Genomic DNA, 26,108 nt, shown 5'->3' with positions numbered 1-26,108 from the left:
TGGCCATGGAGACGTTGGACCGGCAGGGATCGGTGGGCGTGCCTGCAGTGAGGCGTACGGGCCGTGCCGCGTGGTGGATGCACGTGCTATTGGCGTGTGGCGTGCTGATGCAGGGCGGTATCGCCGCACATGCGCAGTCCATTCCGCCGCGTCAGTTGCTGGAGGTCGTGGATTTCGGCCCGCCGGTGGTCTCGCCCGATGGCCGGCAGGTGGCCTTCCGGGTGGAGCAGGCGTCCATCGAGCGCAACAGCTACGACTCGGCGTGGTACGTGCAGGCGATGGATGGCGGGCAACCGCCGCGCCGTGTGGCGGATGGCGGTGTGCCGCTGCGAGACGCAGCCGGGGTAGCGGCGCCGGTGGCCGCGAGTTGGTCGCCGGATGGGCGCTGGCTGTACTACACGGCGTTGCTGGACGGCAGGGTCGATGTGTGGCGTGCGGCGGCGGACGGGTCGCGCGCCGAGCCGCTCACTCGCGATGCGGCCGATGTACGCGGCTACGTGCTGGATGCGGATGGACGCCGGCTGCTCTACCGCGTCGGTGCCACGCGCGAGGCGGTCGCCGAGGCCGAACAGCTCGAGTACGACCGCGGCATTCGCATCGATGGCGACGTGCCTATCGGCCAGGGGCTGTTCCGCGCCATCAACATCGAGGGGCGGTGGGCGACGCAGCGGTATGCCGGCATGTGGTTCGGTCGCGCGCCGTTGCTGGCGGATGCGCCGGACCGCTGGAAGGTGGTGGACCTCGCCAGCCTGCAGGTCCGCGACGCGCGGGCGGCCGAGCGGCCGCCGGTACCGCCTGCGATCGCCGACCTCGATGCGGCGTTGCCTCGGCCCTGGGCCTTGGTCGCCGAGCCTGATGGCGGTCGCCTGGCGATGCTGACGCGCTCGGCCCCGCCGCCCGGCTTCCGCCATGGGCTCGACAGCACATTGACGATGTTGCCCGGAACTAAGGCGCGTCAGCCCGTGCCATGTACGGCCAGCGCGTGCGTGGGCAAGGCGCTTGGCGCGCCGCAGTGGCGGCCCCAGAGCGACGAGGTGGTGTTCACCGTTACCGATCCGCTGCAGGGCCTGGCGCAGTCCATCCATCGATGGCACGTGCGCACCGGCGTGGTCCATCCTGTGGTGACCGTGCGCGGCACCATCGGCGGCGGTCGTGCTGGCGGCCCTTGTGGCATCTCGGCTCACGCGATGGCCTGCGTCATCGCCGAGCCCGATCGCCCGCCGCGGCTGGAGCGCATCGACCTGCAGAGCGGTCGGCGTGAAGTGCTGTTCGATCCGAATGCGGCCCTGGCCCATGCGTTGTCCGCGGTGGCGCCGGCCGAACTGCTGCGCTGGGAGAGCGCGGACGGGCAGACCTACACGGGCCAGTTCCTGCCGGCACACGCCATCGACGGGGCGCCGCCGCCGTTGTTCGTCACCTACTACAACTGTGGCGGCTTCCTGCGCGGTGGGGTCGGGGACGAGTGGCCGCTGGCCAGCCTGGCGGAGCAGGGGATCGCCGCGCTGTGCATCAACGACCCGCCGGGCTACGTGTTCGACGCGGTGCAGCGGTACGGCCGCGGCGTCGCCGGTGTGACCGCGGCGGTGGCGCAGCTTGCCTCGGCGGGGCGGATCGATCCGGCGAGGGTGGGCATGGGCGGCTTGAGCTTCGGCAGCGAGGTCGCACTGTGGGCGGCGATCCAGACCGATGGGCTGGCGGCGGTCTCGGTGACGTCGCCCACGGTGGAACCCAACTACTACCTGTTCAATACGCTGCGCGGCGATGCGTTCTTCGAGGAAGTGCAGAATGCGTGGGGTCTGGGCGCGCCCGACGAGACGCCCGAGCGCTGGCGCTTGCTGTCGCCGGCCTATCAGGTCGAGCGCATCCAGGCGCCGGTGCTGTTCCAGATGCCTGAGCAGGAATACCTCTACGCCTTGGGCGTCTCTCTGCCGCTGATCCGGCAGGGGCGCGCGGACCTCTACGTGTTTCCCAACGAAACGCATCAGAAGTTCCAGCCGCGGCACAAGCTGGCCGCCTATGAGCGCAACCTCGACTGGTTCCGCTTCTGGCTGCAGGGGCACGAGGACGCGCACCCGTCCAAGGTCGGGCAGTACGCGCGTTGGCGGGAGATGCGTGCCGGCTTGGCGGGCGCAGAGCCCGAAGGCGGGACCCGCTAACGCTGGTGCCGCAGCCAGTTCTCGACCATGCACAGGTCGAAGATCCGCATGAACGTGGTGTCGCGCGGGTGCAGGTTCATCGCGAAGAACGCCTCCAGGGCGGGGGAGTCCAACAGGCCTTGGCGGCGCAGGTGCCCGTCCATGAGGTAGGCGCGCATGTCGTGCTTCTTGCGCTGGTAGATGGCACCCGAGTAGCTGACGAAGGTGCCCTTGCTGCGGCGCTCCAGCACGGCACGTGGCAGCCGGTCGGCAAACGCATCGCGCGCGAGGGCACGGTTCCTTCCGCCAGCGATCCACATCCATGTCGGTGCCTTGAGGCAGGCCTCGACGACAGGCTGGGAGAGCAGGGGAAGTCGAAGCCAGTGCGTTGCGCCACGGGGAGCGCCTTCTCGGAAGACCTGCGTGCCTGCGAGCTCGGCGATGCGTTCCAGGTCGCCGGGCAGCACGCCGTCTGGCCGCGCGAACCAGGGATGGGCAGGCGGCGGCGGTGACGCCGCGGATGGGGCGAGGAATGCGGTATTGGGCTTGCACGGCGTGCGTGCACCATGCGCCAGCTTCTTGAGCGTCAATCGGCCGGCCTTCCAGTGGGTGCAGTCGTGCAGAGCCGACAGGTCGTGCACGGCGCGCATGCCGGCGCCGAATCCTCGCTCCTTGAACGCATCGGCCGCCGGCACCGCGCCCGACGAGTAGCAGAACACCGTGTCGCCGCCGCCACCGGAGAAGAAGCTGTCGGCGCCCTGGGTGGCTGCCACCGCGGCCATGGCGGCGTTCGCTGTCTGCTGCAGGACCGAGACACGGGGCCTTGTCGTTTGGACGGGCAGTTCGAAGTCGATCTCCACCACGTCGATGTCGAGCAGTGTCGCGTGCAGATCGGTGCCGAGCGTGTCCGCGATTGGTTGCGCGTAGCGGCGCTCGTCGGCGCCGGGCACCGGCGTCACCAGCGTGCTGCAGGTCACGTTCGCCGCGGCGCCCTGCAGGCACGCGGCGACGATGGAAGAGTCCAGTCCGCCCGACAACTCCATCAGGACGTCCCTGTCGGTTCGGGCCAAGGTCTCGACCACGGTGCGGACGGCGGCGCGGATGGCGGCGACGGCCTGTTCCGGGCTGCGATGCCGATGCGGCGGCTGCGCGAAGCCCCAGGGCGACCAGGCGGGCGCCACGGTCGCGATTCGGTCGTCGAGCGTGAGCGTGCATCCTGGCAGGAGTTCCTTGATTCCTTCGAGTGCCGTCTCTGCCGTGTTGACGTGGGTGTACGCCAGCATCCAGGCGATGGCGTTCCAGTCGACCTGCCGGCGATAGAGGCCAAGACCGATGGCGAGCGACACATCGGATGTGACGACCGTGACGCGTTCTCCGGCGAAGTAGAAGCAGGGCACACCGCCGGATGGCTCGCGCAACAGCGTCACGCCTTGCGCAGGCGGCGTCGCATTTCGAATCAGCAGGTACTCGCCCCAACATTCGCTCAACAGGCGGTCGTCGAGCGCGTGCGGATCGGTCGTGTCGGCGAATGCCCTTGCATCGAGCCGGGTGCCATCGCGCGAGAACACGTGGCCGATCACGACACCGGCCGGCACGGGTAGCGCAGGCGTTTCCTCGCTGACGAAGAGTGTCATCGGCCAGGGCGCATCGACCTGTCGCATGCCCTGTGCACGCAAGGAGGCGACTTGTGCGGGCGATAGCGCCATCCCGTCCTGCGAAGGCTCGATCGGCAGGAGCGCGAGGTAGCGATAGCCCATCAGATCGCCCGGATCGGCGTATGCGCGAGCGCATTGCCGACGGTGTCGTTGAGCACCCAATCGCCGTTCTGGACCCAACAATGCGCTGCGAACGGCCTGTTCGTCACGCCGAAGACGAACGACGCCCATAGGCCGCGCCGGGCGAGAAAGAAGACAAGCGAGATCGAGTCCAGTAGGCAGCAGGTTTCGATCGGGACATACGGGCGTGCCCGGCGGAACTGTTGCACTGCCCGCACCATCCCGGGATCGGGCGCCTGCTCATGATGCTCGGGCGATTTCGAAGCCCTGCAGTCTCGGCGAGTGGCCATGGCGTCCAGCAGGCGATCGAGCGCGCGCGTCTTCAGCTGTAGCTGCACGCTGCAGACGATGACGAGGACCTCAATCAGCGCGGTCTGCCTTCGGCAGGGCAGGGCGTAGGTGTGCTCGACTAGGCTATGCGAGGGGGCTTTGACGGCCGTCTCGAGCGCGCCATCTGCGCCGCTGAGCAAGGGGACCAGGATGTTGCGCTGAAGAAGCGCGTCCAGGTCGGCCACGCAATGACTACCGCCTTCCAGGTGCTGAAGAAACGCGTGCTCGAGCCGCGACCCCAGCCGAAAGTATCGATCGGCTTCGAGGTCCAGAAAGATGAGGCCGTCGTCGACGTGGCAAAACGACAAGCCTTCGCGGAGTCCGTAGCGCATTTCGGGCACCTCGGGGGGCGAGGCGCGCCTTTCGGCGCGCCCCGGCTGCTCACTCCTCGGAGATCCCTGGCGTGATGTTCAGCCCCATCACCTCACCGGGGTCGAACGCGCCGCCCTGCGTCTCGACGCTCGCAACGCCGAGCTCGATCACGTCGTCCTGCACCTCGGTGCGGGTGTTGTCGTTGGTGTTCATCTCTTCGCTCCGTTGGATTCGCCATGGACCATGGCGGCTTCAACCTAGGAGCCGAATGCGTTGATTCTCAAATGATTTCTATTTGATCACGTGGTGATCATTTCGGGTCTGTGACCGCGGTCTCGGATGCCGGCGTGTTGGACGGGTGCGATGCCGCAGTCAGTCAGTGCAAGGCCGCCAGATTCTGGCGCAGATGCGAAACGATCTTCGGCGCCATCGCCATGCGGCGACGGTGGTAATCGCGCAAGCCGGCCTTGAGCGACGTGAGATCGCGCGCCGCCCAGCAGCCGTACAGCGCGGCCAGTTCGTCATGGGCATCGTCGAGCAGCGCTTGCTTGGCATACCGCACAGGCGCGAGCTGGTCGTTGGCGCGCTTGAGCGGTGCGCGCAGCTCGTCGTTGTCGGTGAGGTCGGTGATCGCATCGAACAGCTGCCAGGTCGCGTTCGGTGTGTCCTGGGGGTCTGGCACGGCGGGCAGCGTCGTGACGGCATGCGCCGCGTTGCCTCGGTCGATGGCCTCGAGCAGAAGGCTCCCCATCCAGTCGTAGCGTGCGCCAAGGAGGGACTGGTCAAGCATCGGAACATGGAAGCCGCGGCCGGAATTCCACTCGACCAGGCCAGCCCCCCACAGCCCGTGCAACGCGTATCGAACAGGCATGGTGCTGGTCTGGAATGCACGCGCCAGCGCGGACATTTTGAGGCGCTCCCCAGGCAGGAAGCGGCCTCCCCGCAGGCCGGCTTGGATGCCGTCAAAAACAAGCGCGTGCTTGGGCGGTGTGTTCATTGCAGACCTCCGTTTCGGCTTGAAAACTGCGTCCTGTGTCGAACTACTACCGCGACGTGCCGGGGCGATCTGTGACCGCGGTCGCGCTACGTGGGTCTCGTTCGGCGCGCCGGGCTGTGTCGCGCATCTCGATCAACAGAGCCAACAGGGGGCGTGTACTCGGGCTTGTGATCGCCCCTGCTGCCATCTTGAGGTTCCGGTGACGCCGTGCACGCCGTATCTGGAAGCACGTGGTCAGCGATCCGACGGAGCGACGGCGCTTGGCGTCATAGCGTCCGCGCGCGATACAGCCGGCGGCGTTGCTACCGCTGCGTGCGCCGCGCCCGCAGGGTCGTCACGATGCGTGATGCCAGCACCTTGCGGCGCTCGAAGTAGACGTGCAGCTCGGCCTTCAGGCTTGCCAGGTCGCGCTGCTGCCAGAGGCGACACAGTTCGGCGAGATCGGCCTCGGCGTTTGGAAGCAGATCCAGCTTGGCGTGCCGGATGGGCGCCAGCCGGTCGTTCGCCAGCCGGATCGCCGCACGCATGTCCTTCAGGTCGATGGCCTCGGCGATGCTGTCGAACAACGCCCAAGTCTGCGTGGCGGTGTTCGTGCTGTCAGGCGCGGGCGTCGATGAGGCCGGCGCAGCGGGGCGAACGGGCATGTCGCAGGCCATCATCGTCAACCGCTGCATCCACTCGTAGTGCTGACGCAGCTCCGACTCGTCGGGCAGCGGCACGTGCATGCCTTCCCGGTGATGGTCCTCGATCAGGCCTTCGCCCAGCAACCGCTGCAGCGCTGCCCGGATCGGGACGCCACTGACCCCGTATTCGTCCGCGAGTGCCGCCACGTCCAGGTGCTCGCCCGGTGCGTATCGGCCAGCGCGCAGTGCGCGCTTGAGCGTCCGATGCATGTAGATCCTCTTCGAATCCGCGTTCATCGCAGAAATCCCTTCGGCGTGAGGCGCTTACGGATCCTACAACGATCTGGCGGGAGAGGCTGCTTTTGCGGCGGCGGAGACAGGCAACGTCGTACGTGGTCACGTTTGGGGTGGCCGAGCGCAGGGGCATCCGCACCAGTGTGCAGCGATCGCAGACCAGGCATGCCGTGTCGGCGATCACCGCCCCGCAGGTGCGGGGCGGTCGGCGCACCCAGTGCGCCAGGTGGGGCACGGGCTCGTCTCGGAGAGGCGCCTTCCAATGTGGCGGTAGTAGCTGCCGCGCATGCAGTGCACAGGCATGCGCGCGGCCCCATGAACGCGCGCCTCACCGCTTGGCAGGTGAGACAAACTGTCGCGCAGAGGCGCGAGACAGGCGGCCTAAAATACGACCTTGTGATGCCATCGCGCCGCTGACGCGGCATTACGAGGTGCGAATCCGTGCCTCATCCCAGGTGGCATCGAGACCTGGACATCGTCCCATGTACGACTGGTTCCCCATCGTCTTCATCATCTTCAAGGTCGTCGTCCTCGGTGTCGGCATGTTCTACGCCATCAAGTGGCACCACGACCAGGCGAAGAAGGATGAGCAGGAGAAGAAAGATGCGCTGGAGCGGCAGCGTCAGCGGGAGGCCGGTGAGGGGTAACGCCTGCTGGGCGCCGCTTGGGTCGCTCGTCCAGGGGCCGGCGGCGCGCACATGGGCGATCGCGCGTTCCAAACCGGCCGTCGTCCAGTAGCGGGCGTCGCATCGCGATGCATGGGCGTGCGACCTTCGGCGATGCCGCAGACCGCCACCATCACACCAGCCCTTGCCTCAGTATGGGGGCGCGATGGATCACGAGTGTCCGCGTCCTGCGCGTGAAGCCTTGGCGTGGAGGGACGACGAGCCGGCGATCGCCTTCTCGAACTTCCTGACGAAGCCCGCCAAGTCCTGTCCGCAGGCGTGGCAGTACTCGTGCAACTGCAAAAGGTCGAGCCTGCGCACGCCGCGTTCGACATCGCTGACGTAGGACTGCGGCCGCTCCAGCAGGCCGGCCAACTGGGACTGCGTGAGCTCGGCCTTGTCCCGCATCTCGATCAGCAGGGCCAGCAAGGCCTTGTACTCGGGCTTGTGGATCGATTTGCCTGACATCTGGGCTTTCCGGTGGGAGGGGGCGTCATCGTATCCGAAATTCAGTTTATAGGGCAGTGCGAGGTGGCGCGCCCCGTGCTCACGCCCTATTGACATTTCTGACTGCGAGGTTCAGCTTTCCGTCCGCACGCAGTTCGATGCAGGGGGCATCGCACTGGACGTGCCAGGGAGTGTTGCATGCACAGGAAGGGCGTACCGGTGCGGGCCGGTCGTGGGGTGGGGAGTCGGCTGCTGGGTGTCGCGGTGCTGGCTTGCTTGGGGTTGGTGCCAAGCGTCGCTTCGGCGGTCAAGGCATGGGAGACCCACAACGTTCGCTATGTCACCGATAGCGGCGGCACAACGAATATGGGGCCCGTGAACGTGACCGCGCCCCGCGTGAACAACGGCCCCCGCATAATGGACTTCGCGACTGTCAGAGTGGTCGGAACCAGAGGCGGCGGAGGCGGCGGGATCCCGACCCTGGCGCCAGTGAAGGCGATCCGGCCGAACTTAGGCGATCCGGCAGAGCCTACTCAGACGGGAAATCCGGAAGTGCCGTGCGATCAAACCTCGGGCAGCTCGATGACCGCGGGCAATCCGATCGTGTACGCCACCGGCAACAAGGTGGAGTTCGAAACGGACTTCGAGGCCAATGGCGAGATGGGGCTGTTCCTTTCTCGCACCTACAACCATTACTGGTCGGGTGTTGGACTCTTCGGTCAGCATTGGCTGAGCAACTTCGATTACTCGCTGACATCGTCCGCCACAGGGGCGAATGCGGCCAATCTATGGCTGCAGCGCCCGGATGGTCGGCGCATCAAATTCAACCGTACGGCGTCTGGACGCTGGAATGAAGACAAGGCGGAGGCCATCGCCTACGTCACGTTGTCGGGCAACGTCTATACCCACCACACCGAAGACGGGCTGGTTGAGCAGTACAACATCAATGGCTACATCACTCGGCTCGCCAGTCGCCAGGGCGTGGCGTGGACTTTCAGCTACACCAACAACTACTTGCAGCGGGTGACCCACACCTCTGGCCGCTATGTCCAATTCACTTGGAGCAACGGGCAACTGACGAAGGTGACCGACCCGGCTGGCAACGCCTACGCCTTCACCTACACCGCCAATGCGCTTGGCAGTGGCCGTCACCGGTTGGCGACGGCGACGGCGCCCGGCGCGCCTTCGACCACGGTGCAATACCACTACGAAGATGCACGCTTCCCCGGCGGCCTGACCGGAAAGTCGTTCAACGGTCTGCGCTACTCGAACTTCGCCTACGACGCGAACGGCCGCGCCACGCTGAGCGAGCATGCAGGCGGCGTCGAGCGTTACACCTTCGCCTACGAGCTCAACGCATCTGCCCCGCCGGCGCCCAGGCTGCCGCCACCGCCGCCCGTAGGCGGCGTCTGCAATCCCACCACGCGCGTCTGCACTGTGCCATTGTCGGTCGGCGATCGCCTGCGTACCACATCCAGCCTGCCCGTGGTGCAGGCCGCGAGTGCCGCTACCGGCACCATCCGTCGCACGGTCGTGACCAATCCCCTGGGCAAGCAGACCAGCTACGAGTTCGAGGACGGCAAGCTGATCGCGACCATCGGTATCGCCTCAGCGCATTGCGCAGCCGCCAGCAAGGCGATCGTCTACGACGCCAACGGCTACCCATCGATCGCCGAAGATTTCAACAACAACAAGACCTATACGACCTACAACGCCAAGGGGCAGCTGCTGGAGTTGCGCGAGGCGGTCGGCACGCCGATCGAGCGCAAGACGACCTATGCCTGGAGCGCAACCAATCGGATGACCCGTCAGACCCTGGTCGGGCAGGTCGAAACCACCTGGGCCTACGACAGCAAGGACAGGCTGACGTCGGTGGCAGCGAAGAACCTGAGTGCGAACGGTGTCAAAAACCAGGTGCGCAAAACGACCTATACGTACACCGTGCACGGCAACGGCATGCTGGCGTCGATCGCCGTCGACGGTCCGATTGCGGGCACCGGCGATCAGGTCGTCAGTCGCTACGACGCGGCCGGCGCGCTGACCGCTCAGGAAAGCAGCATCGGCAGCGTGACCTATTCGGACTACAACGCACTCGGGCAGCCGGGCAAGGTGACCGGCCTGAACGGCGACGTGGTGGAGTTCGCATACGACGCGCAAGGGCGGCTTGTGCGCGAGCGCCGCTTCCCCAGCGGAGCGGCTGCCGACACCACGTACCGATATCTCTCGAGTGGGCTGCTGGGTGCGGTCACGCAACCCGATGGCCAGGTCAGGACGTACGCCTACGATGCCGCGAGGCGTCTGGTGGCGGAGTCCGAACCGGAAGCCGGCGGAAGCCATTCCGTGGTCGAGTACACCCGGGACCCGATGTCACTGGTGACGCAGATGATCGTGCGCAGTGGCGCGCGTCCCATCTCGCCCGACAGTGCCATCCGCGGCACCATCGACGGTGTGTTCGGCAACGAGAGCGCCGGTTACACGATCACAGGTTGGGCGTGCGCCTCGTACCATGACGGATCCATTCCTGTGCATCTGTACCTGGGCGGTCCGGCCGGGTCGGGCACCGGGTTCAGCGGCTACATGGCCAACCTGTCCAGCGAGCCGGCGGTTGCGCAGGCCTGCGAATCCCAGGGAACGGCGCACCGGTTCATCCTTCCGATCACGACCGCCATGCGTCAGCAGCACGGCGGCAAGACGATCCATGTGCACGGGATCTCGCCCGTTGGCAACCCGAACCTGACGATCGCCGCGTCGGGCAGCTACCGCATTCCTTCGATGCCGAGCACGAATCCGCCACCCAAGCCCCCGCCCCCGGATCGAGGCGAGTGCGATCCACGCACCGGCATCTGCTACCAGCCCAGGGGCATCGAGATCGACATCGTGTCCGGCCCGCGGGCTTCGGTGGGTATGCTTTCGGCCGCCGGCGGCATCGCCTACCGGCGCATCGTCGACTACGACGAACTGGGCCGCGTGCGCGGGGTGCGGGGCAACAATGGCCAGCTAACGACGTACACCTACGACAAGAACGGCAATGTTCTCACCGAAAAGAACGCGTTCAATCATGTCACCACGCACCACTACGATGCGCTGAATCGTCGGATCCGCACGGACGACGCGCTGGGCCATTCGACGTACTACGCCTACAACGCGCTCGACCTGCCGACCAAGGTCACCGACCCACGAGGAAACGCCACGGTCTATGTGGTCGACGGTTTCGGCCAGGTCATCAAGCAGACGAGTCCTGATACGGGCGCGACGACGTTCCAGTACGACGCGGCAGGCCAGAAGACGCGGATGACACGGAACGACGGCAGCTGGCTGGCGTATTCGTATGACGGCCTGGGTCGACTGACGCAAACGACCAGCGGCGATGCCACGCTGGCGTACGGCTACGACTGGTGCGGAAACGGAAAAGGCCGCCTGTGCAACGCGGATTCCGGAACGAGCACGCGCCACTTCGGCTATACCCCTGAGGGTGCGATCGCCATCACACGTGATGTGACGCCGAACTCGGATGACTGGGTCCATTACGCCTATGACGCGTCCGGTCGTCTTGGCGGCGTTAGCTACCCGGGTGGCGCGTCGGTTGGTTACGGCTACCACCTCGGCAAGTTGGCTGTAATCCAGGCCACGATCAATGGCGTCACGCGCACTGTGGCCAATCAGTTCCAATACGCGCCGACCGGGGCGATGACGCGGATGGTGTACGGCAACGGTACTGTGAAGGAGCGCGAGTACGATCAGGATGGCCGTTTGACGATTACTCACGACCACGGGTGGCTTGGTCACACATACGGCTACAACGCCGTTGACGAAGTGACGTCCATCCAAAATTGGTCGCGCACCCAATACAACCAGAACTTCAGCTATGACGCACTCTCGCGATTGACGAGTATCGCATCGCCGGTGGGCAATCAGAACTTCACATTCGATGCCAACGGCAATCGGACGTATCACCAATGGCTGTCCAATGAGACCTACACCCCGCAGCCGGGTAGCAACAGGCTGTTGTCGTCGGATCATCAGTTCACTTACGACGGCCGTGGCAACCGGCGGACGAAGTCCTGGGGTGGCTCGACTTCGACCTATCACTACGATGGCTTCAACCGGCTGTTGAAGGTCTCGCGCGATGTGGGAGTGACTGACACCAACCCGAACTACGTCACTGCGACCTATCCGGCGGGAACGACGACATATTCGGTGAACGCGCTGGGCCAACGGACTGCCAAGAGCGGTCCACTGGGCAGCACTCGGTTCGTGTACGGTGGACAAAACACCCTGATGTCAGAGGTGACGAGCGGACAGTGGACCGATCACATCTGGATGGGCAGCGAGCCGATCGGCTTCGTGCGTGGCGGGCAGCTGTACTTCACGCATGCGGATCGGCTGGGTCGCCCGGAGGTGGTTACCGACACCGCCGGGAAACACCGCTGGCTTGCCGCGAACTATGCCTATGATCGCGCCGTGCTCGGCAGCACGATTGGCGACTACAACCTGGGGTTCCCTGGGCAGTACTACGATGCGGAGACCGGCTTCTGGTACAACGGCTTCCGCGACTACGACGGGCGGACGGGCACGTACCTGCAGAGCGATCCGATCGGGTTGGCGGGCGGGTTGAATACATATATTTACGGGATGGCTAACCCTGTCAGTTTTTACGATCCATACGGATTGTGCGTTGACTATCTGGGGTTGGTAGTTGGCATTGGTGATATGGTTGTCGGCGGTCAAGCTGTTGTGACCGGTTTGGGTGGGGTGGTGATGGGTGCGGCTGTTGAACAGCCTCTGCTGGTTACTGCTGCGAGCGTGAAGACTGGCCTGGCGGCTGGTGCAGTTCATGACGGATTTATGGGTGTCCAGACCGCGATCGATGGAAAGCCGCGCGCATCTGCCTACGAGAAGCTTGGTGGTGCTCTAGGAGGCGAGGTCGGCGCGGAAATGGGGGCAATAGCGTCCAAGTTTGGGAGCATGTCCGGTATTTTGAAGTCGGCGCGTGGAGCGGCAGCTAGGAATGTGAGCGATTCCGATCTTTGGGGCGGGATATCAGGGGCGAGTGCGCTCGGAGGTGGGAGCTGTACATGCAATTAAATATGGGAGGAGATCGTGTTTCAGAGGGTACTGGGTTTCATAAGTTTGCTTTTTTTCTCTGGTTTATTTCTGAGAGTTGTATATTATTTCTTGGATAAAGTATTGCGCGGCCAAGATTTTGTGGGGTCGGATGGGGTGGTGCTTTTATTTGGATTTCTTTTTGGTTTTGTCTCTGTGATGCAGTGGAAATCTCTTGGGAATAAGAATAAGCCGATTTGATGTTTCTCTAGCTTCAGGGGGGGCGTTGTCGCCTGCATGGGCGTGTAGTTTTATGTGTGACCAGTCTGGGAACATAATTAAAGCAAAGTGCGCCGGTCAGATTCCCATGGCGATCAGATAAGCTTTCGAGGAGGGGTGTGATGCCCTCTCCGGTGTCGCTGTTCGAGTGACTGATCAACTCGTCAATGAGCGAACCGCAGATGATTCCGTGGAAGAGCAGCTCGGCTGGCAAGTTCAGAGAATGGGCGACTCCGAACGATCGCGAGGCTGTGAGGTGGAACAGAGTCCGCGGGGGAGTGCGGACCTACTAGCCACCCCGCGGCAGCAAAACCGTGAACGTATTCACGCCATCCGCAGACGCCGCATCGACGCTGCCGCCGTGCGCCTGGCGATCTCCCGCACCAGGAACAGGCCGGGGCCCAGGCTTGCATGCTCGCCTTGGGACGCACGCTCGGCGCCGCGCCGCAGGGGATCGAAGATCACGCGCCGTGCGCCTTCCGACAGCGCAGGGCCGGGGCTGGCGACCTGGACGAGGAGCTCGTCCGCCGTGCCAGACGCGCGGATCACGATGTCCTTGCCGGCATCGCCGTACTTCACCGCGTTGGTGACCAGGTTGTGGAGCGCCTCGCGGAGGCGGGACGCGTCGAGCCGGGCGGTCGTCGGGCCTTTCGCGTCGAAGCGGATCGAGGCCTCCGGTAGCGCGGCGCGGAGCAGTTCGACCTCTTCGGCCAGCACCTTGGTCAGGTCGCAGTCCTCGAGGCGCAGCACCATGCCCGCGCCGAGCTTGCTCCGGCTGTAGTCCAGAAGATCGTCCAGCAGGCTGGTCATCCGCTTGCCGCTGTCGCGAATGACGTCGAGCTGGCGGGCGTGGGACGAGTCGTGCGCGGTCCTGGCAAGCAGTTCGGCGTTGATCATGAGTGCGGCGAGCGGTCCGCGCAGTTCATGCCCCAGCGCACCGAGGAAGACCTCGCGCCAGCTGTCGACCTCCGCCGAGTACTCGGCCAGCGATTCGGCGATGGCCTGGTCGATGGCCTCGTTGAAGCGCATCAGGTCCTGGATCGAGCCGGCCAGCAGCGCCCGGTCGTCGGCCCACAGGCGAAGCACCGCGGCGCGCAGGGCGCGGTACTCGGCCACCATCTGGTTCACGCCGAATCCGGAGCGCGCGCGTGTCCGGCCGTGATGGCTGGCAGCCGTTTCCGGCCCGACGCTCGCCGGGGCGCGCCCTTCGGATTTGGCATGCTGCTCCGAGGCGCTCTGCTCGGTCCGCAGGTCGCGCACGATCGCGTCCAGGATCAGCGGCAGGTGGTTGCGCAACTCGCGTGCGCTCAGCGGCATCCCGGCAGGCGCCTGAGTTTCGGCGAATGACACCGCGCCCGCGACGATCTCCCGGGCGTGCTGCTCGATGAAGTCCGCAAGGCGCATGGCGTCTTCCGAGAGGGAAGGAGACGCCGATGCTACATGGGGGAACCTGGGCGCATCGTCGCTACGCGGGACGCCAGGCCGGGGTCACGACTCCCGGTCGGGCAGCGCCGCGTGATCGCCCTGCTTGAACACCGTGCGCTGGCCGATCGGTGCGCTCTTCTTCGCGGTCGGCTTGGCCAGGCCCGGGATCAGGAAGTCCGCAGCGCTCTGGCCGCGTTTGGTCTTCTCGGCCAGCCAGCGCGGCATCCGGCCGCGGCCGGACCAGGTATTCCGCTTGTTGTCCGGATCGCGATACTTGACCGCGGCCTTCGCGCGCTTGCGCTTCCGGGCCGGGGTCTTGGTGACGGACGTCTTCGGTGCTGCCGAAACCGGCTGGCCCCCGACGAGTTCCTCGATCGTGTAGCCCTGGGAACTGGCGAATGCGATCAGGTCCTTGCGGACGGCGGCGATCGGCCGGCGACTGACCAGCAGTTGCTTGCGTTTCTCGGCAGCGGCCAACAGCGAATCGAGCTCGCGCTGGCCGAGCTCGTTGATATCGATTTTCATGGCGCACAGGGTCGGGCTGGGACGGTGGTGTGTCAAGCACGAGCCACGAGGCGAATGACCCGACACATGCAGTCCCAAGAATCATCTTTCGTCTGTTGCGAAGGATATTGTCGCCGCCGCCGGCAGCGCCGTGGGTGGAGCAGCCCGCACCAGCCCGATCCGGCGCCCAACTCACTCTTTCAGCGTGCCGTCGTCCGGATCCGTCGCGGAATAGGTGGATGTCGGGATTTCAGCGTCGTGCGGATGGCGCAACGCACTGCGGACATCGTCGGGCAGGCGATCGACCTGCAGGACCACCTTGCCGAAATGCACCTCCTTCACGGCGCTCATCGGCAGGACGAAGTCGCCCCCGTTCTGGATGTTGACGACGAATTCCGACGACGCCTCGCGTATCTCGCGCACTGCGCCGATGCCCAGTTCGCCATCGGCCACGAAGACCATCTGACCCACTTCCAGTTGCTCGGACATCATGCATTACCTTTTGATCCGGGAAAGATCCCGCCTGGCAACCGGAGCCTGCAGTCCCGATGCCGCGGGGACCGCAGGATGTGGCGCCGGCGGTCGAGGGGCGGTGACGGTAACGCCCGCGGCCGGACGACGGCATCCTCGATGCCTGCGCGTCGGCAGCCTGCCTGCGCACGCTCGGACACGCCTGCTTCGCGCGGCGTGGAGGCGCATGGCGATCGGCCTTCAGTCGCCGGTTTGCGAATGCGGCGCTTCGACGGCCTTCGACTGGGGCGAGTCCTTCTGGCGCAGCACAATCGTCAGAAGGACGAGGGCCAGTACCGCCAGGAACTCGCTTTGCCAGTTCTGCATCGACTCGAACCAGAAATCGCTGCTGAGCAGGTGCTCGACAAAGCCGGGTACCGGCAGGCCCTCCAGTCGCGCTTCGTCGCATTTCGCGCGCCAGCTGCCGGCCGCGTGAAGCGAGAACGACAGCACGAACAGCGCCATGAAGGCGATCGCCAGCGAGTGCTCGTAGAGCCTGCGCCAGATCCCGCCCTTGCGCACGGGCCAAGGCGTCGTTCCCGGCTCGATCCGAGGAGTTTCCTCCGCGGGCTCCAACGGGCGCGATTCCGCCGATCCGCGCTGGCGCAACCGCACGGTCAGCAGCACGTACATTCCCATCTGGAGAAACTCGCTTTCCCAGTTCTCGAACGTCGCGCTGCTGAAATGCCCGGTCAGGAGGTAGGCCCCGAAGCCGAGGGGTGGCGCACCGTACTGGGCCAGTTCCTCGTTGTGAACGGCCCAGCCGGTCAAGGCCTGCGCTGCGAGAAACACCAGCATCAGCCCCAGCAGGACGATCGACAATCCATTCCTACGCCACATCACGCACCTCTGCAATGGAAAGGCGGCTGCACGCCGCCTCCCATGCCTCAGGACGCCGCCGCGGCCTGCTGGTTGCCCCCCTGCTCGGCCAGGAGCGTCAGCTTCTCGTCGGTCGCCTTTTCTTCTTCCAGCGTCTCGAGCAGCAGGGGCAGGGCGTCGCGGTAGTCCAACTGCTTGGCGAGCGCCGCGATGGTGCCGTAGGACGCGATCTCGTAGTGCTCCACCTTCTGCGCGCCGCCGATCAGGGCCGCATCGCGCAGGGGGCCCTTCTCGATGGAATCGATGACTTCCTTGCCTTCCTCCACCAGGCCTTCCATCGCCGCGCACTTGATGCGCTTGAGGCGGATGCCCAGCACCTCCACCACCTGGTCGATGCGCTCGATCTGGCCCTGGGTCTCTTCCAGATGGGCCTCGAAGGCCGCTGCGAGGTTCGGGTTGGCGGAGGCGCGCGCGAGGCGCGGCAGGGCCTTGGTCAGCTGCTTCTCGGCGCTGTAGATATCGGACAACTCATGGATGAACAGGTCTTCTGCGGTCTTGATGGCCATGTGCGTTCCCGTTTGCGAAGTTGTTGGGGGAGATACCCTGCCGCCTGTCCGGGACACACGGCGTGAAAAATGGCGCTGCGGCTGGCGGACGTGCACGCGACGCTGGCGAGGCGCCTTCGTCGCATGACACGCCTGCCGCGATGGCCTAGGCTTTGCGCCTCCCCCATGCAGACGAATCCGGCGCCGCCGGCGTGGCCCGTCGCGGCCGGCGCATTCGCGCCGCCCGTCCGGCCCGGTGGCGCGGCGCCGGTTCGACCGATGTCCCGATGTCGCAGTCCCCGCCGCTGTCCGATCCCGCCGTGTCCGGTCCCGCGTCCCAGCCGCACGGCTTCGCGCTGCGGGTGGTCGGCGCGGCCGCGTTCGCGCACCTGCTCAACGACCTGATCCAGGCCACGCTGCCGGCGATCTTTCCGATGCTCAAGGCCGGGTTCGACCTGAGCTTCGGACAGATCGGCGGGATCGCGCTGGTGTACCAGATCACCGCGTCGCTGCTGCAGCCGTGGATCGGCCTGTACACCGACCGGCACCCGATGCCGTACCTGCTGCCCGCGGGCATGGCGGTGACCTTCGTCGGCATCGGCACGCTGGCGGTGGCGCACAGCTACGCGATGCTGCTCGCGTCGGCGGCGATCGTCGGCGTGGGTTCGGCGACGTTCCATCCCGAGGCCTCGCGCGTGGCGCGGATGGGCTCGGGCGGGCGCTTCGGCACCGCGCAGTCGACGTTCCAGGTCGGCGGCAACACCGGTTCGGCGATCGGGCCGCTGCTGGCGGCCGCGATCGTGATCCCGCACGGCCAGTCGGCGATCGCGTGGTTCATGCTCGTCGCCGCGCTCGCGGTGTGCGTGCTGCTGGGGCTGACGCGCTGGACGGTGCGCCACGGCCAGGCGCGCCTGACGCACCTGGCGGGCGGGCACGGCGCCGGCCTGCCGCGCGGCAAGGTCGTGCAGGCGATCGCGGTGGTGTCGGTGCTGATGTTCGCGAAGTTCGTCTACATCGCCTCGTTCACCAACTACTTCACGTTCTACCTGATCGAGCGCTTCGGCCTGGGCGTGCAGCAGAGCCAGGTCTACCTGTTCCTGTTCCTGGGAGCGATCGCGCTGGGCACCTTCGCCGGCGGCCCGGTGGGCGACCGCATCGGGCGCAAGGCGGTGATCTGGATCTCGTTCCTGGGCGTGGCGCCGTTCGCGCTGGCGCTGCCGCACGTGGGCCTGGCGGCGACGGCGGTGCTGGCGGTGGTCATCGGCCTGGTGATGTCGTCGGCGTTCGCGGCGCTGGTGGTGTACGCGCAGGAGGCGGTGCCGGGGCGCGTGGGCATGGTGTCGGGGGTGATGTTCGGCTTGATGTTCGGCATCGGCGGCCTGGGCGCGGCCGCGCTCGGCCAACTGGCCGACGCGCGCGGCATCGTGTGGGTCTACCACGTCACCGCCTATCTGCCGCTGCTGGGCCTGGCGACCGCGCTGCTGCCGCTGACCAAGGGGCGCCGGATCTGAGGCCGGATCGGGGCGCGGATGGGTCGGCCGCCGGCATGCGGATGGCCGGAGGCTGTGTGCCCTGATCTGGCGTCTCATGCCGTGAGCGCGCCGGGCGCCAGCCTGCGCGCATGGACTGGCAGACCGACCCCTTGCTGCGCGAAGAATGCGACGCCCCCGCACCGTGGCCGGCGACGATGCCGCATGCGTATCGGTGGAGCGCCTGCGACGGCGTCGCGCTGCTGACCTGGCGCGGTCAGGCCGTCGGCGCGGTCTATCCCAACGGCCGGTACTGGCTGCGATGGCGGCGACGCGAACACGCCGGTACGGCCGCCTCGCCCGCGCAGGCCCGGCGCTTCATGACGCGCTGGCTGCACGCGCGCCGCGACGCCGCGCCGGTGCTCGACGACGACTCGCCGCCGCGCACGCTGGTGCCGCTGGAGACGTTCCTGCGCGAGTACGAGGACGCGGTCGACTGACGCCGGCAGGGTCGCGCCGTGTCGGCGCGTGCGGGTCCGCTACCTCGCCGGACTTGTTCGTTCAGCTCATGTAGCCCGTTGCTCAGCGCAGCCGCGCCCGCACCTCGGCCGCGATGCGGGCGGTCTCGCGCAGCGGGGTCACGGGGAAGGCGGGCAGTGCGTCGCCGAGGACCTGGATGCGGCCGTCGGCGAGCAGGCCGTCGACGAAGCGGCGCGGGCCGCCGTCGATGCGCCCGGGCTCGAACACGAAGACCGGGGCGCGGGTGGCGGCGGCCTCGGAGAGCATGTTGACCGAGTCGGCCGAGCAGACAATGCGGTCCGCCCAACCGAGCAGGCCGGGGTAGGGATTCGCGCCGTCGATGTCGTCGGCCCAGGCCACAGCGGCGTGACCGGCGTAGCGGGCGCGCAGCGCTGCGCGCACCGGCGCGGCGGTCCGCCGCGAACCGGCCAGCAGCAGGCTGCCGCCTTCGCCCGCAAGCAGCGCGTCGAGCCGGTCGGCCAACGCCTCGAACGCCAGCACGTCGAATCGGCCGTGGCGCGAATCGCCACCCAGCAGTACCGCGATGCGCGGTCCGGGCAGCGCCGCGAATGCGGGATGCGCGGCGCGTGCGGTCGCGAGCCAGTCGTCGTCGACCGGGTGCAGGCTGCCGCGTACGACCAGCACGTTGTCGCCGCGCAGCGCATCGTGCGCAGGCACGACGACGAGATCCCAGTGCCGCGGGTCGATGCGCGGATCGAGGATCTGCACGGTCCGCGCGCCGCGGGCGCCGGCCAGGCGCGTGGCCAGCGCGGCCTGGCGCCCGCAGCCGATCGCGAGCGCGGGTGGCGTGCGCAGCCGGGTCGCATAGTCATCGCCGAAGGCGGCGCGGTCGCCGGGCAGTCGTCGCGGCGCGGCCCAGCGCCAGGGCGCGCGCGGCGTCAGGTGCAGGGGTTCGGCGGCGGCGTCGAGCGTCCGGGCCAGGGCCTCGGCCTGGCGGGCGTTGCCGGCCCGGCCATCGCTGACCGCCCAGATATGTCGGCAATCGGGCTCGCCATGCGGTTTTCGTTCCACAAATGTGACCATCCGTTCCGGGCGATGCACACGCGCCACCGCAGCATGACTCTACACTGCAGGCCTGTTCAGCCCTTGCGAGACTTCCTGATGACCGACGTCCTGCCCGATGCCGCGCTCGACCAGCTGTTCCGCACCGCCCGCACCTACAACGGCTTCGGCGGCGAGATCGACGATGCGACGCTGCGCGCGCTCTACGATCTGCTGAAGTTCGCGCCGACCTCGGCCAACATGTCGCCAGCGCGCTTCGTGTTCGTGAAGTCGGCGGAAGGCAAGGCCCGGCTGGCGCCGGCGTTGAGCGAAGGCAACCGCGACAAGACGCTGTCCGCGCCGGTCACGGTGATCATCGGCCACGACGAGGACTTCCACGAGAAGCTGCCGTTCCTGTTCCCGCACACCGACGCCAAGTCGTGGTTCGACGGCCCGCGCGAGAACCGGCGCGAGGCCGCGTTCCGCAACGGCAGCCTGCAGGGCGCGTACCTGATCCTGGCCGCGCGCGCGCTCGGGCTCGACACCGGTCCGATGTCGGGCTTCGACAACGCGAAGGTCGACGCCGAGTTCTTCGCCGGCACGCAGGTGAAGTCGAACTTCCTGGTCAACCTGGGCAAGGGCGACGCCTCGACGATCTTCCCGCGCTCGCCGCGCCTGCCGTTCGACGAGGCCGCGCGCATCGTCTGACCGGCCGCACGCCGCTCACACCGCAGTTCCCATCCACGCACCCCGCACGAGGACACCGCCATGCGCACCACACGACTGCTGCTCCCGCTCGCCGCCGCCATCGCCCTTGCCGCCTGCGCCCAGCAGGACGGCGCGCCGGCCGATGCCTCCGCCACCGCGCCCGCCGCGTCCGCACCCGCCCAGCCTTCTGGCGAAGCGCTGGCCGAGACCCAGGACACCGCCGAGGCGATCGCCGGCGTCTCGGGCACCTACGTGCTCGATCCCAACCACACCGACGTGGTCGCGCAGTGGAGCCACTTCGGCTTCTCCAACCCGGTGGCGCACTTCGGCCAGGTCGACGGCCGCATCGTCTACGACGCCGACAACGTGTCGGCCTCGTCGGTCGAGGTCACGCTGCCGCTGGCCGGCCTGAACTCGCACGTCGGCAAGTTCGACGAGCACCTGCGCAGCGCCGACTTCTTCGACGCGGCCAAGTTCCCCAACGCGACGTTCAAGAGCACGTCGGTCGAGAGCGCCGGCACCAACAAGCTCAAGGTCACCGGCGACCTGACGATCAAGGACGTCACCAAGCCGGTGGTGCTCGATGTGACGGTCAACAAGTTCGGCGAGCAGCCGATGGTCAAGCGGGCCGCCGCCGGCTTCGACGCCGTCGCGCAGATCAAGCGCAGCGACTTCGGCGTGGGCGCCTACGCGCCGAACGTCAGCGACGAGGTCGAGCTGCGGATCACGACCGAGGCTGTTGTCGCCGAGGACGCCGCCGCCCCGGCCGCGACCGCCGAGTGATCCTGGCCGCCGCCGGCGCGCCGGCGGCGGTTCGTGTTTCCCGCGGGGCCCGTGGACTTCCACGGGCCCTGCGTGTCTTCCGGTGTGGGCGCATGTCCTCGAAGGCCCGTGCCCCCACCCGACGCGCTGCGCGCGTCGACCTCCCCCGCAGGCGGGGGAGGTGATCGCGATCGATCGCGATCACCCTTTTTCCGTCGTCGCACCGCCAGGAGTGCCGTCATGAAACTGCATCGCCCCGCCGACGCGCGCGGCCAGGTCCGCACCGACTGGCTCGACAGCCGGCACACGTTCTCGTTCGGCCACTACCACGATCCGGCGTGGATGGGCTTCGGCCCGCTGCGCGTGATCAACGAGGACCGGGTCGCGCCGGGGGCGGGCTTCCCGACCCACGGCCACGCGAACATGGAGATCCTCAGCTACGTACTCGACGGCACGCTCGCGCACCAGGACGACCACGGCGGCCGCGGCACGCTGTCGGCCGGCGAACTGCAGTGGATGGGCGCCGGGCACGGCATCGAGCACAGCGAGTTCAACGGCTCGGCGCAGGCGCCGGTGCATTTCCTGCAGATCTGGATCCAGCCCGATCGGGTCAACCTGCCGCCCGGCCACGCGCAGCGCGCGTTCGAGCCGGCGGCGCGGCGCGGCGCCTGGGCGGTGCTGGTCTCGCCCGACGGCCGCGACGGCAGCCTGGCGATCCGCCAGCAGGCCACGCTGCAGGGCGTGCTGCTGGGCGAGGGCGAGCGCGTCGAGGCGACGCTGCTGCCCGACCGGCGCTACTGGCTGCAGGTCGCGCGCGGCGCGGTGCGCGTCGATGGCGAGCGGCTGTCGGCCGGCGATGCGCTGGCCTGGGTCGACGAGGCGGCGACGCTCGTCGTCGAGGGCGCGGGCGAGGCCGTCGCTGACGTGCTGCTGTTCGACCTGCCGCGCTGAGCGCCCGCGACGCGCCCGGCCGCCCGACGGGGCAGCTGCGCGCGCGCTAGAATGGCGGCCTTCCACGTTCGATCGATGCCGCCGCCATGACCGCAGCCAACGTCCAGCCGACGCAAGCCAACGCCGCCAAGCAGTACGAGGTGCGGCGCGCCGACCTGCCGCTGAGCTGCCCGCTGCCGTCGATGGCGCTGTGGAACTCGCACCCGCGCGTCTACCTGCCGATCGAGGCCGAGGGCGGCGCGGCCGACTGCCCGTACTGCGGCGCGCATTTCGTCCTGGTCGACTGACCGCCGGCGGCGTCGCCGTCCGCTGCGCCGCATGCGTCGCCCGCTGACCGTCGTCCAGCTGCTGCCGGCGCTGTCGTCGGGCGGCGTCGAGCGCTCCACGATCGAGATCGCTTCCGCGCTGACCGCGGCGCGCCACACGGCCGTCGTCGTGTCCGCCGGCGGGCGGCTGGTGCCCGAACTCGAGGCCGCCGGCGCGCGGCACGTGGCGCTCGACATCGGCGCCAAGCGGCCGTGGACGCTGCGCCACGTGCGCACGCTGCGGCGGTTGTTCGAGGAGACCGGCGCCGACATCGTGCACGCGCGCTCGCGGCTGCCGGCCTGGCTCGGCTGGCTGGCGCTGCGCGGGATGCCGGACGCGCGTCGGCCGCGGTTCGTCACCACGATGCACGGACTGAACTCGCCGTCGCGCTACAGCGCGATCATGGCGCGCGGCGAACGCGTGATCTGCGTGTCCGACACCGTCCGCGCGCACCTGCTGCGCCACTATCCGAGGACCGATCCGGCGCGGCTGCGGGTGATCCCGCGCGGCATCGACCCGGCGCGCTTTCCCCCGGCGCCCCGGCCCGATCCGGCCGCGCGCGCGGCCGTCGCCGCCGCCCATCCGCAACTCGGCGGTGCGGGGCCGCTGCTGCTGCTGCCCGGCCGCGGCACGCGGCTCAAGGGCCACGGCGATGCGATCGCGCTGCTCGCCGCGCTGCGCCGCGAAGGTCGCGACGCACGGTTGTGGATGCCCGGCGCGCGCGAAGCGGGCCGCGAGGCCTACATCGCCGAGCTCGCGCGCGAGGCCGAGGCCGCCGGTTGCGCCGATGCGCTGGCGATGACGCCGCCGACCTCGGCGATCGTGCAGGCCTACGCGGCGAGCGACCTGGTGCTGCAGCTCTCGCGCAAGCCCGAGGCCTTCGGCCGCACGGTGATCGAGGCGCTGTCGTGCGCGCGGCCGGTGCTGGGCTGGGCGCACGGCGGCGTGGGCGAACTGCTGGTCGAACTGCAGCCCGAAGGTGCGGTCGCGCCGTTCGACGCCGCCGCGCTCGCGGCCGCGGCGGCCGGCCTGCTCGCCCGGCCGCTGGAGCGAGCCGCTACGATGCCCTACACCCTGCATGCCATGCAGGCAGCGACGCTGACGGTCTATGACGAACTCGACGACGACAACTGAGCCCGCCGGCACGGCGCGCGCGCCGCGCGCGGTGGGCTGGCGCTGGGCGCCGCACTGGGTGCTGGCGTTCGTGATCCTGTGGCCGGCGCCGGGCTACGCCGAGGGCGTGATGGTGCTCGGCGCGCTGGCGGCGATCGTGCTGCTGCTGCGCGCGCGCTTCCGCGGCGGCAGCACGCTGCTGAGCGCGCCGGCATGGGCGCTGACCAGCGTGCTGTTCTGCGCGTACTGGCTGCCGCAGCTGATCTCGGCGATCGACTCGGTCGACGTCGGCCGCGCGCTGCGCGAGGCCCTGGTCGACCTGCGCTACCTGCCGTTCCTGTGGCTGGTCGCCTCGGCGGTCGCCGACGCGCGCGGCCGCCGCATCACGCTGGGCGGACTGGCGATCGTCATCGCGGTCTGGACGATCGACGGTCTGGTCGAGGTGGTCTCGGGCACCAGCCCGCTGTTCTTCGGTATCGACCAGCTCAAGCAGCTGATCAGCAGCCGGCCGATGTGCAGCGCCGAGCAGGTGGCGCTGGCCGACCGCCTGGGCGGCGTGCTCGGACCATGCAACCTCAAGCTGGGCATCGTGCTGGCGAGCCTGTCGCCGTTCGCGCTGTACGCGGCCGGGCGGCGCTTCGGCGCGGCCGGCTGGATCGTCGCCAGCGCCGCCATCGGCGTGGTGCTGCTGTTCGCCGGTTCGCGCGCCTCGTGGCTGACCTACGCGCTGGTGCTGCTGTTCTCGGGTTGGCGCCTGCTGGGCTGGAAGCGGCTGCTGGCGGTGTTTGCGGCCGGTGCCGCGGTCGCGGTGGTCGTGGCGCTGGTCTCGCCGCAGGTGCGCGAGCGCGTCGAGCGCACCGCGATGGGCCTGTCGGCCGACCAGTCGGGCGTCGACACCGCGCTGTCGGGGCGGACCCGCATCTGGGGCGCGGCGTGGTGCATGGTCCGCGAGAACCCGGTCAACGGCGTGGGCGCACGGGGCTTTCGCGAGGCCTTCGACGGCTGCGACCCGCAGGCCGGTCGGCTCGCCGAGTGGGGCGAGGGCCCGGCGTTCCACGCCCACCAGATCGTGCTCGAGATCGCCAGCGAGACAGGCCTGGTCGGCCTGCTGCTGTGGCTTGCCGGGCTGGCGCTGGCCTGGCGGGCCTGGCGCTACGCGACGCCGGCCGCGCGCGAGCGGGCACGCCCGGCGATGCTTGCGCTCGCGGTGACGGTGTTCCCGTTCAACACCCACCTCGCGTTCTACTCGACGTTCTGGGGTGGGTTCACGCTGCTGCTGTGCGCGCTGTACGCCGGCAGCCTGCTGGCGCGCGCCGAGCCCGAGCCGCCACGACCCGTCGCGCGCTGAGCCACCGCCTCTCGGGTGACCGGTCTCCCGTAGGAGCGCGCTCGCGCGCGAATGCATTTCGCCGGTCAAGCGACATCGCGCGCGAAGGTGTTTCATCGAGCAAGCCCATCGCGCGCGAGCGCGCTCCTGCAGGCATTCGGGCGTTCGGGCGTTCTGGCGGCGCGTCGTCAGTACGGCGATACGCCATCGGGCTGGCGCTTGAAGCGTCGGTGGATCCACAGGTACTGGTCGGGCGCGGCGCGGGCCATGGCCTCGACGCCGGCCATCACCGTTGCGGTGTCGGCGGTCGCATCGGCGGTCGGGTAGGGCTCGGGTGCCGGCGTCAGCGTCAGCGTGTAGCCGCCGTCGGGGCGGCGCACGTGCTGGTAGAACACCACCGCCGCTCCCGACATGCGCGCCAGCTGGTGGGTCGAGGTCAGGCTGTGCGCCGGGCGGCCGAAGAACGGCACGTAGACCGCGTCGCCGCCGCTGGGGTCCTGGTCGGGCGCGTACCAGAGCAGTCCGCCGCGCTTGAGGTGGCGCACCGTGCCGCGCACGTCGCGCTTGGGGAACATCGCCGCCGCATAGCGCGCGCGGCCGCGGCGCACGGCCCATTCCATCGCCGGCGAGGCGTGCGGGCGGTACATGCCGGCCAGCGGCACGTAATCGCACATCAGCCGGCCGCAGACCTCGAGCGTCGTGAAGTGGCCCGACACCACGATGACCCCGCGCCCCTGCGCGCGCGCGGCCTCGATGTGCTCGACGCCCTCGACGACCAGCCCGCGTCGCAGCGGCTCGACCGAGCCCCACCACGCGCGGGCGAACTCGAACAGGCCGATACCCAGCGCATGGAAGTGCGCGCGCAGCAGCGCCTCGCGCGCGGCGGCGTCGCGTTCGGGAAAGCACAGCGCGAGGTTGCGGGCGGCGATCCTGCGACGGCCCGCGAGCGCGAGCCGCAGCGTCGTGCCGATCGCGCGGCCCAGCGCGCGCTGCAGCGGCCAGGGCAGGCGCGCGGCCAGCGCCATCAGCCCGATGCCGCACCATGCCGGCCAGTGCCGGGGAGAGAGCGGGGGACGCGGGAAGACCGGGGGTGCGGTGGACATGCGGCCATTGTAGAAGCTGCGCGTCGTGCGCCGGTCGGCGGGTGCCATCGCGAAGCGCCGACGAGCCCCTCCCTCGCCCGTCTCCCGAATCCCGAATCCCGAATCCCGAATCCCGAATCCCCGCCCGCCCCCATCCGCTATCCTG

General features: G+C 68.3%; 24 protein-coding genes. 11 read left to right on the top strand and 13 right to left on the bottom strand.

The genetic code is table 11. The features are described 5' to 3' along the window. The first annotated feature begins 5 nt into the window (after nucleotides 1–5). Nucleotides 6–2,156, top strand: a complete 2,151-nt coding sequence (locus tag WQ56_RS03280; protein WP_082132156.1) for an Atxe2 family lasso peptide isopeptidase — start codon at nucleotides 6–8, stop codon at nucleotides 2,154–2,156. On the opposite strand, the gene WQ56_RS03275 is transcribed toward WQ56_RS03280, so the two are convergent. The 5 genes from WQ56_RS03275 to WQ56_RS03260 all read right to left on the bottom strand — a co-directional run bounded on the left by WQ56_RS03275 (nucleotide 2,153) and on the right by WQ56_RS03260 (nucleotide 6,469). After that, nucleotides 2,153–3,892, bottom strand: coding sequence for an asparagine synthase-related protein (locus tag WQ56_RS03275; RefSeq protein ID WP_047135609.1), 1,740 nt, complete (start codon nucleotides 3,890–3,892; stop codon nucleotides 2,153–2,155). The two genes, WQ56_RS03280 and WQ56_RS03275, sit on opposite strands and share 4 nt — an antisense overlap. After that, nucleotides 3,892–4,572: a lasso peptide biosynthesis B2 protein gene (locus WQ56_RS03270; RefSeq protein WP_047135608.1), complete on the bottom strand. Its 681-nt coding sequence runs from the start codon at nucleotides 4,570–4,572 to the stop codon at nucleotides 3,892–3,894. The genes WQ56_RS03275 and WQ56_RS03270 overlap by 1 nt, the downstream gene beginning before the upstream one ends. Before the next feature lie 49 nt (nucleotides 4,573–4,621). Next, on the bottom strand, nucleotides 4,622–4,765 hold the full coding sequence (locus tag WQ56_RS18455) for a benenodin family lasso peptide (RefSeq protein WP_156170253.1): 144 nt from the start codon (nucleotides 4,763–4,765) through the stop codon (nucleotides 4,622–4,624). Nucleotides 4,766–4,928: 163 nt separating this feature from the next. Continuing rightward, nucleotides 4,929–5,549 carry a GntR family transcriptional regulator gene (locus WQ56_RS03265; protein ID WP_047135607.1) on the bottom strand — a complete coding sequence of 207 codons (621 nt, stop codon included), beginning with the start codon at nucleotides 5,547–5,549 and terminating at the stop codon, nucleotides 4,929–4,931. 302 nt (nucleotides 5,550–5,851) lie between these two features. Next, nucleotides 5,852–6,469 (bottom strand): GntR family transcriptional regulator, encoded by a 618-nt coding sequence (locus WQ56_RS03260; protein WP_047135606.1) that lies wholly within the window; start codon nucleotides 6,467–6,469, stop codon nucleotides 5,852–5,854. Between the two features lie 479 nt (nucleotides 6,470–6,948). Between WQ56_RS03260 and WQ56_RS18990 the strand changes: the two genes are divergently transcribed. Then, nucleotides 6,949–7,113, top strand: a complete 165-nt coding sequence (locus WQ56_RS18990) for a hypothetical protein (RefSeq protein WP_197076417.1) — start codon at nucleotides 6,949–6,951, stop codon at nucleotides 7,111–7,113. 189 nt (nucleotides 7,114–7,302) lie between these two features. On the opposite strand, the gene WQ56_RS03255 is transcribed toward WQ56_RS18990, so the two are convergent. Further along, entirely contained in the window at nucleotides 7,303–7,599 is a 297-nt protein-coding gene (locus tag WQ56_RS03255) for a helix-turn-helix transcriptional regulator (RefSeq protein ID WP_047135605.1), read from the bottom strand. Between the two features lie 177 nt (nucleotides 7,600–7,776). On the opposite strand from WQ56_RS03255, the gene WQ56_RS17560 reads away from it, so the two are divergent. Continuing rightward, the gene (locus tag WQ56_RS17560) at nucleotides 7,777–12,663 is read left to right on the top strand and encodes an RHS repeat-associated core domain-containing protein (RefSeq protein ID WP_082132155.1); all 4,887 of its coding nucleotides are present in this window, start codon (nucleotides 7,777–7,779) and stop codon (nucleotides 12,661–12,663) included. Nucleotides 12,664–13,224: 561 nt separating this feature from the next. On the opposite strand, the gene WQ56_RS03240 is transcribed toward WQ56_RS17560, so the two are convergent. The 5 genes from WQ56_RS03240 to WQ56_RS03220 all read right to left on the bottom strand — a co-directional run bounded on the left by WQ56_RS03240 (nucleotide 13,225) and on the right by WQ56_RS03220 (nucleotide 16,724). Beyond that, nucleotides 13,225–14,304 (bottom strand): sensor histidine kinase, encoded by a 1,080-nt coding sequence (locus WQ56_RS03240; protein WP_231583334.1) that lies wholly within the window; start codon nucleotides 14,302–14,304, stop codon nucleotides 13,225–13,227. 84 nt (nucleotides 14,305–14,388) lie between these two features. Continuing rightward, nucleotides 14,389–14,850, bottom strand: coding sequence for an H-NS histone family protein (locus tag WQ56_RS03235; protein ID WP_047135604.1), 462 nt, complete (start codon nucleotides 14,848–14,850; stop codon nucleotides 14,389–14,391). Nucleotides 14,851–15,021: 171 nt separating this feature from the next. Further along, nucleotides 15,022–15,318 (bottom strand): hypothetical protein, encoded by a 297-nt coding sequence (locus WQ56_RS03230; protein ID WP_197076416.1) that lies wholly within the window; start codon nucleotides 15,316–15,318, stop codon nucleotides 15,022–15,024. 222 nt (nucleotides 15,319–15,540) lie between these two features. Continuing rightward, nucleotides 15,541–16,182, bottom strand: coding sequence for a DUF6766 family protein (locus WQ56_RS03225; protein WP_197076415.1), 642 nt, complete (start codon nucleotides 16,180–16,182; stop codon nucleotides 15,541–15,543). 44 nt (nucleotides 16,183–16,226) lie between these two features. Further along, nucleotides 16,227–16,724: a DUF892 family protein gene (locus WQ56_RS03220; RefSeq protein WP_047135601.1), complete on the bottom strand. Its 498-nt coding sequence runs from the start codon at nucleotides 16,722–16,724 to the stop codon at nucleotides 16,227–16,229. A 266-nt stretch (nucleotides 16,725–16,990) separates the two neighbouring features. On the opposite strand from WQ56_RS03220, the gene WQ56_RS03215 reads away from it, so the two are divergent. Both WQ56_RS03215 and WQ56_RS03210 read left to right on the top strand, forming a co-directional pair. After that, on the top strand, nucleotides 16,991–18,214 hold the full coding sequence (locus tag WQ56_RS03215; protein ID WP_047135600.1) for an MFS transporter: 1,224 nt from the start codon (nucleotides 16,991–16,993) through the stop codon (nucleotides 18,212–18,214). Nucleotides 18,215–18,324: 110 nt separating this feature from the next. Further along, a complete protein-coding gene (locus tag WQ56_RS03210; RefSeq protein ID WP_047135599.1) occupies nucleotides 18,325–18,672 on the top strand; it encodes a hypothetical protein in 348 nt (115 codons plus the stop codon). Nucleotides 18,673–18,754: 82 nt separating this feature from the next. Here the strand turns inward: WQ56_RS03210 and WQ56_RS03205 are convergent, their stop codons facing one another. Continuing rightward, nucleotides 18,755–19,723, bottom strand: a complete 969-nt coding sequence (locus WQ56_RS03205; protein ID WP_231583333.1) for a mitochondrial fission ELM1 family protein — start codon at nucleotides 19,721–19,723, stop codon at nucleotides 18,755–18,757. A 90-nt stretch (nucleotides 19,724–19,813) separates the two neighbouring features. Between WQ56_RS03205 and WQ56_RS03200 the strand changes: the two genes are divergently transcribed. From WQ56_RS03200 to WQ56_RS03175, 6 genes are all read left to right on the top strand, one after another. Further along, nucleotides 19,814–20,401, top strand: a complete 588-nt coding sequence (locus WQ56_RS03200; RefSeq protein ID WP_047135597.1) for a malonic semialdehyde reductase — start codon at nucleotides 19,814–19,816, stop codon at nucleotides 20,399–20,401. 60 nt (nucleotides 20,402–20,461) lie between these two features. After that, complete coding sequence (locus WQ56_RS03195; protein ID WP_082132154.1) at nucleotides 20,462–21,184, top strand: YceI family protein; 723 nt, start codon at nucleotides 20,462–20,464, stop codon at nucleotides 21,182–21,184. 219 nt (nucleotides 21,185–21,403) lie between these two features. Continuing rightward, nucleotides 21,404–22,114: a pirin family protein gene (locus WQ56_RS03190; RefSeq protein ID WP_047135596.1), complete on the top strand. Its 711-nt coding sequence runs from the start codon at nucleotides 21,404–21,406 to the stop codon at nucleotides 22,112–22,114. A gap of 86 nt (nucleotides 22,115–22,200) precedes the next feature. Beyond that, nucleotides 22,201–22,401, top strand: a complete 201-nt coding sequence (locus WQ56_RS03185; protein ID WP_047135595.1) for a zinc-finger domain-containing protein — start codon at nucleotides 22,201–22,203, stop codon at nucleotides 22,399–22,401. A 31-nt stretch (nucleotides 22,402–22,432) separates the two neighbouring features. Then, nucleotides 22,433–23,554, top strand: a complete 1,122-nt coding sequence (locus tag WQ56_RS03180; RefSeq protein ID WP_047135594.1) for a glycosyltransferase — start codon at nucleotides 22,433–22,435, stop codon at nucleotides 23,552–23,554. Beyond that, nucleotides 23,529–24,881 (top strand): O-antigen ligase family protein, encoded by a 1,353-nt coding sequence (locus tag WQ56_RS03175; RefSeq protein WP_082132153.1) that lies wholly within the window; start codon nucleotides 23,529–23,531, stop codon nucleotides 24,879–24,881. Before WQ56_RS03180 ends, WQ56_RS03175 begins: the two co-directional genes overlap by 26 nt. Before the next feature lie 167 nt (nucleotides 24,882–25,048). Here WQ56_RS03175 and lpxL read toward each other — a convergent pair whose 3' ends face one another. Further along, nucleotides 25,049–25,963 carry an LpxL/LpxP family Kdo(2)-lipid IV(A) lauroyl/palmitoleoyl acyltransferase gene (lpxL, locus tag WQ56_RS03170; protein ID WP_047135668.1) on the bottom strand — a complete coding sequence of 305 codons (915 nt, stop codon included), beginning with the start codon at nucleotides 25,961–25,963 and terminating at the stop codon, nucleotides 25,049–25,051. Nucleotides 25,964–26,108: the final 145 nt, after the last annotated feature.

This window comes from Luteimonas sp. FCS-9 (assembly GCF_001014645.1).
Lineage (GTDB): Bacteria > Pseudomonadota > Gammaproteobacteria > Xanthomonadales > Xanthomonadaceae > Luteimonas.
The sequence above is the reverse complement of the archived record's forward strand: the minus strand, read 5'-3'. Positions and strand labels throughout refer to the sequence as shown.

Bases quoted from the DNA above. Each gene is read 5' to 3' on its own strand.
- WQ56_RS03280 (WP_082132156.1), top strand. From the start codon at position 6: ATGGAGACGTTGGACCGGCAGGGATCGGTGGGCGTGCCTGCAGTGAGG.
- WQ56_RS03275 (WP_047135609.1), bottom strand. From the start codon at position 3,892: ATGGGCTATCGCTACCTCGCGCTCCTGCCGATCGAGCCTTCGCAGGAC.
- WQ56_RS03270 (WP_047135608.1), bottom strand. From the start codon at position 4,572: ATGCGCTACGGACTCCGCGAAGGCTTGTCGTTTTGCCACGTCGACGAC.
- WQ56_RS18455 (WP_156170253.1), bottom strand. From the start codon at position 4,765: ATGAACACCAACGACAACACCCGCACCGAGGTGCAGGACGACGTGATC.
- WQ56_RS03265 (WP_047135607.1), bottom strand. From the start codon at position 5,549: ATGAACACACCGCCCAAGCACGCGCTTGTTTTTGACGGCATCCAAGCC.
- WQ56_RS03260 (WP_047135606.1), bottom strand. From the start codon at position 6,469: ATGAACGCGGATTCGAAGAGGATCTACATGCATCGGACGCTCAAGCGC.
- WQ56_RS18990 (WP_197076417.1), top strand. From the start codon at position 6,949: ATGTACGACTGGTTCCCCATCGTCTTCATCATCTTCAAGGTCGTCGTC.
- WQ56_RS03255 (WP_047135605.1), bottom strand. From the start codon at position 7,599: ATGTCAGGCAAATCGATCCACAAGCCCGAGTACAAGGCCTTGCTGGCC.
- WQ56_RS17560 (WP_082132155.1), top strand. From the start codon at position 7,777: ATGCACAGGAAGGGCGTACCGGTGCGGGCCGGTCGTGGGGTGGGGAGT.
- WQ56_RS03240 (WP_231583334.1), bottom strand. From the start codon at position 14,304: ATGCGCCTTGCGGACTTCATCGAGCAGCACGCCCGGGAGATCGTCGCG.
- WQ56_RS03235 (WP_047135604.1), bottom strand. From the start codon at position 14,850: ATGAAAATCGATATCAACGAGCTCGGCCAGCGCGAGCTCGATTCGCTG.
- WQ56_RS03230 (WP_197076416.1), bottom strand. From the start codon at position 15,318: ATGTCCGAGCAACTGGAAGTGGGTCAGATGGTCTTCGTGGCCGATGGC.
- WQ56_RS03220 (WP_047135601.1), bottom strand. From the start codon at position 16,724: ATGGCCATCAAGACCGCAGAAGACCTGTTCATCCATGAGTTGTCCGAT.
- WQ56_RS03215 (WP_047135600.1), top strand. From the start codon at position 16,991: ATGTCGCAGTCCCCGCCGCTGTCCGATCCCGCCGTGTCCGGTCCCGCG.
- WQ56_RS03210 (WP_047135599.1), top strand. From the start codon at position 18,325: ATGGACTGGCAGACCGACCCCTTGCTGCGCGAAGAATGCGACGCCCCC.
- WQ56_RS03200 (WP_047135597.1), top strand. From the start codon at position 19,814: ATGACCGACGTCCTGCCCGATGCCGCGCTCGACCAGCTGTTCCGCACC.
- WQ56_RS03195 (WP_082132154.1), top strand. From the start codon at position 20,462: ATGCGCACCACACGACTGCTGCTCCCGCTCGCCGCCGCCATCGCCCTT.
- WQ56_RS03190 (WP_047135596.1), top strand. From the start codon at position 21,404: ATGAAACTGCATCGCCCCGCCGACGCGCGCGGCCAGGTCCGCACCGAC.
- WQ56_RS03185 (WP_047135595.1), top strand. From the start codon at position 22,201: ATGACCGCAGCCAACGTCCAGCCGACGCAAGCCAACGCCGCCAAGCAG.
- WQ56_RS03180 (WP_047135594.1), top strand. From the start codon at position 22,433: ATGCGTCGCCCGCTGACCGTCGTCCAGCTGCTGCCGGCGCTGTCGTCG.
- WQ56_RS03175 (WP_082132153.1), top strand. From the start codon at position 23,529: ATGACGAACTCGACGACGACAACTGAGCCCGCCGGCACGGCGCGCGCG.
- lpxL (WP_047135668.1), bottom strand. From the start codon at position 25,963: ATGTCCACCGCACCCCCGGTCTTCCCGCGTCCCCCGCTCTCTCCCCGG.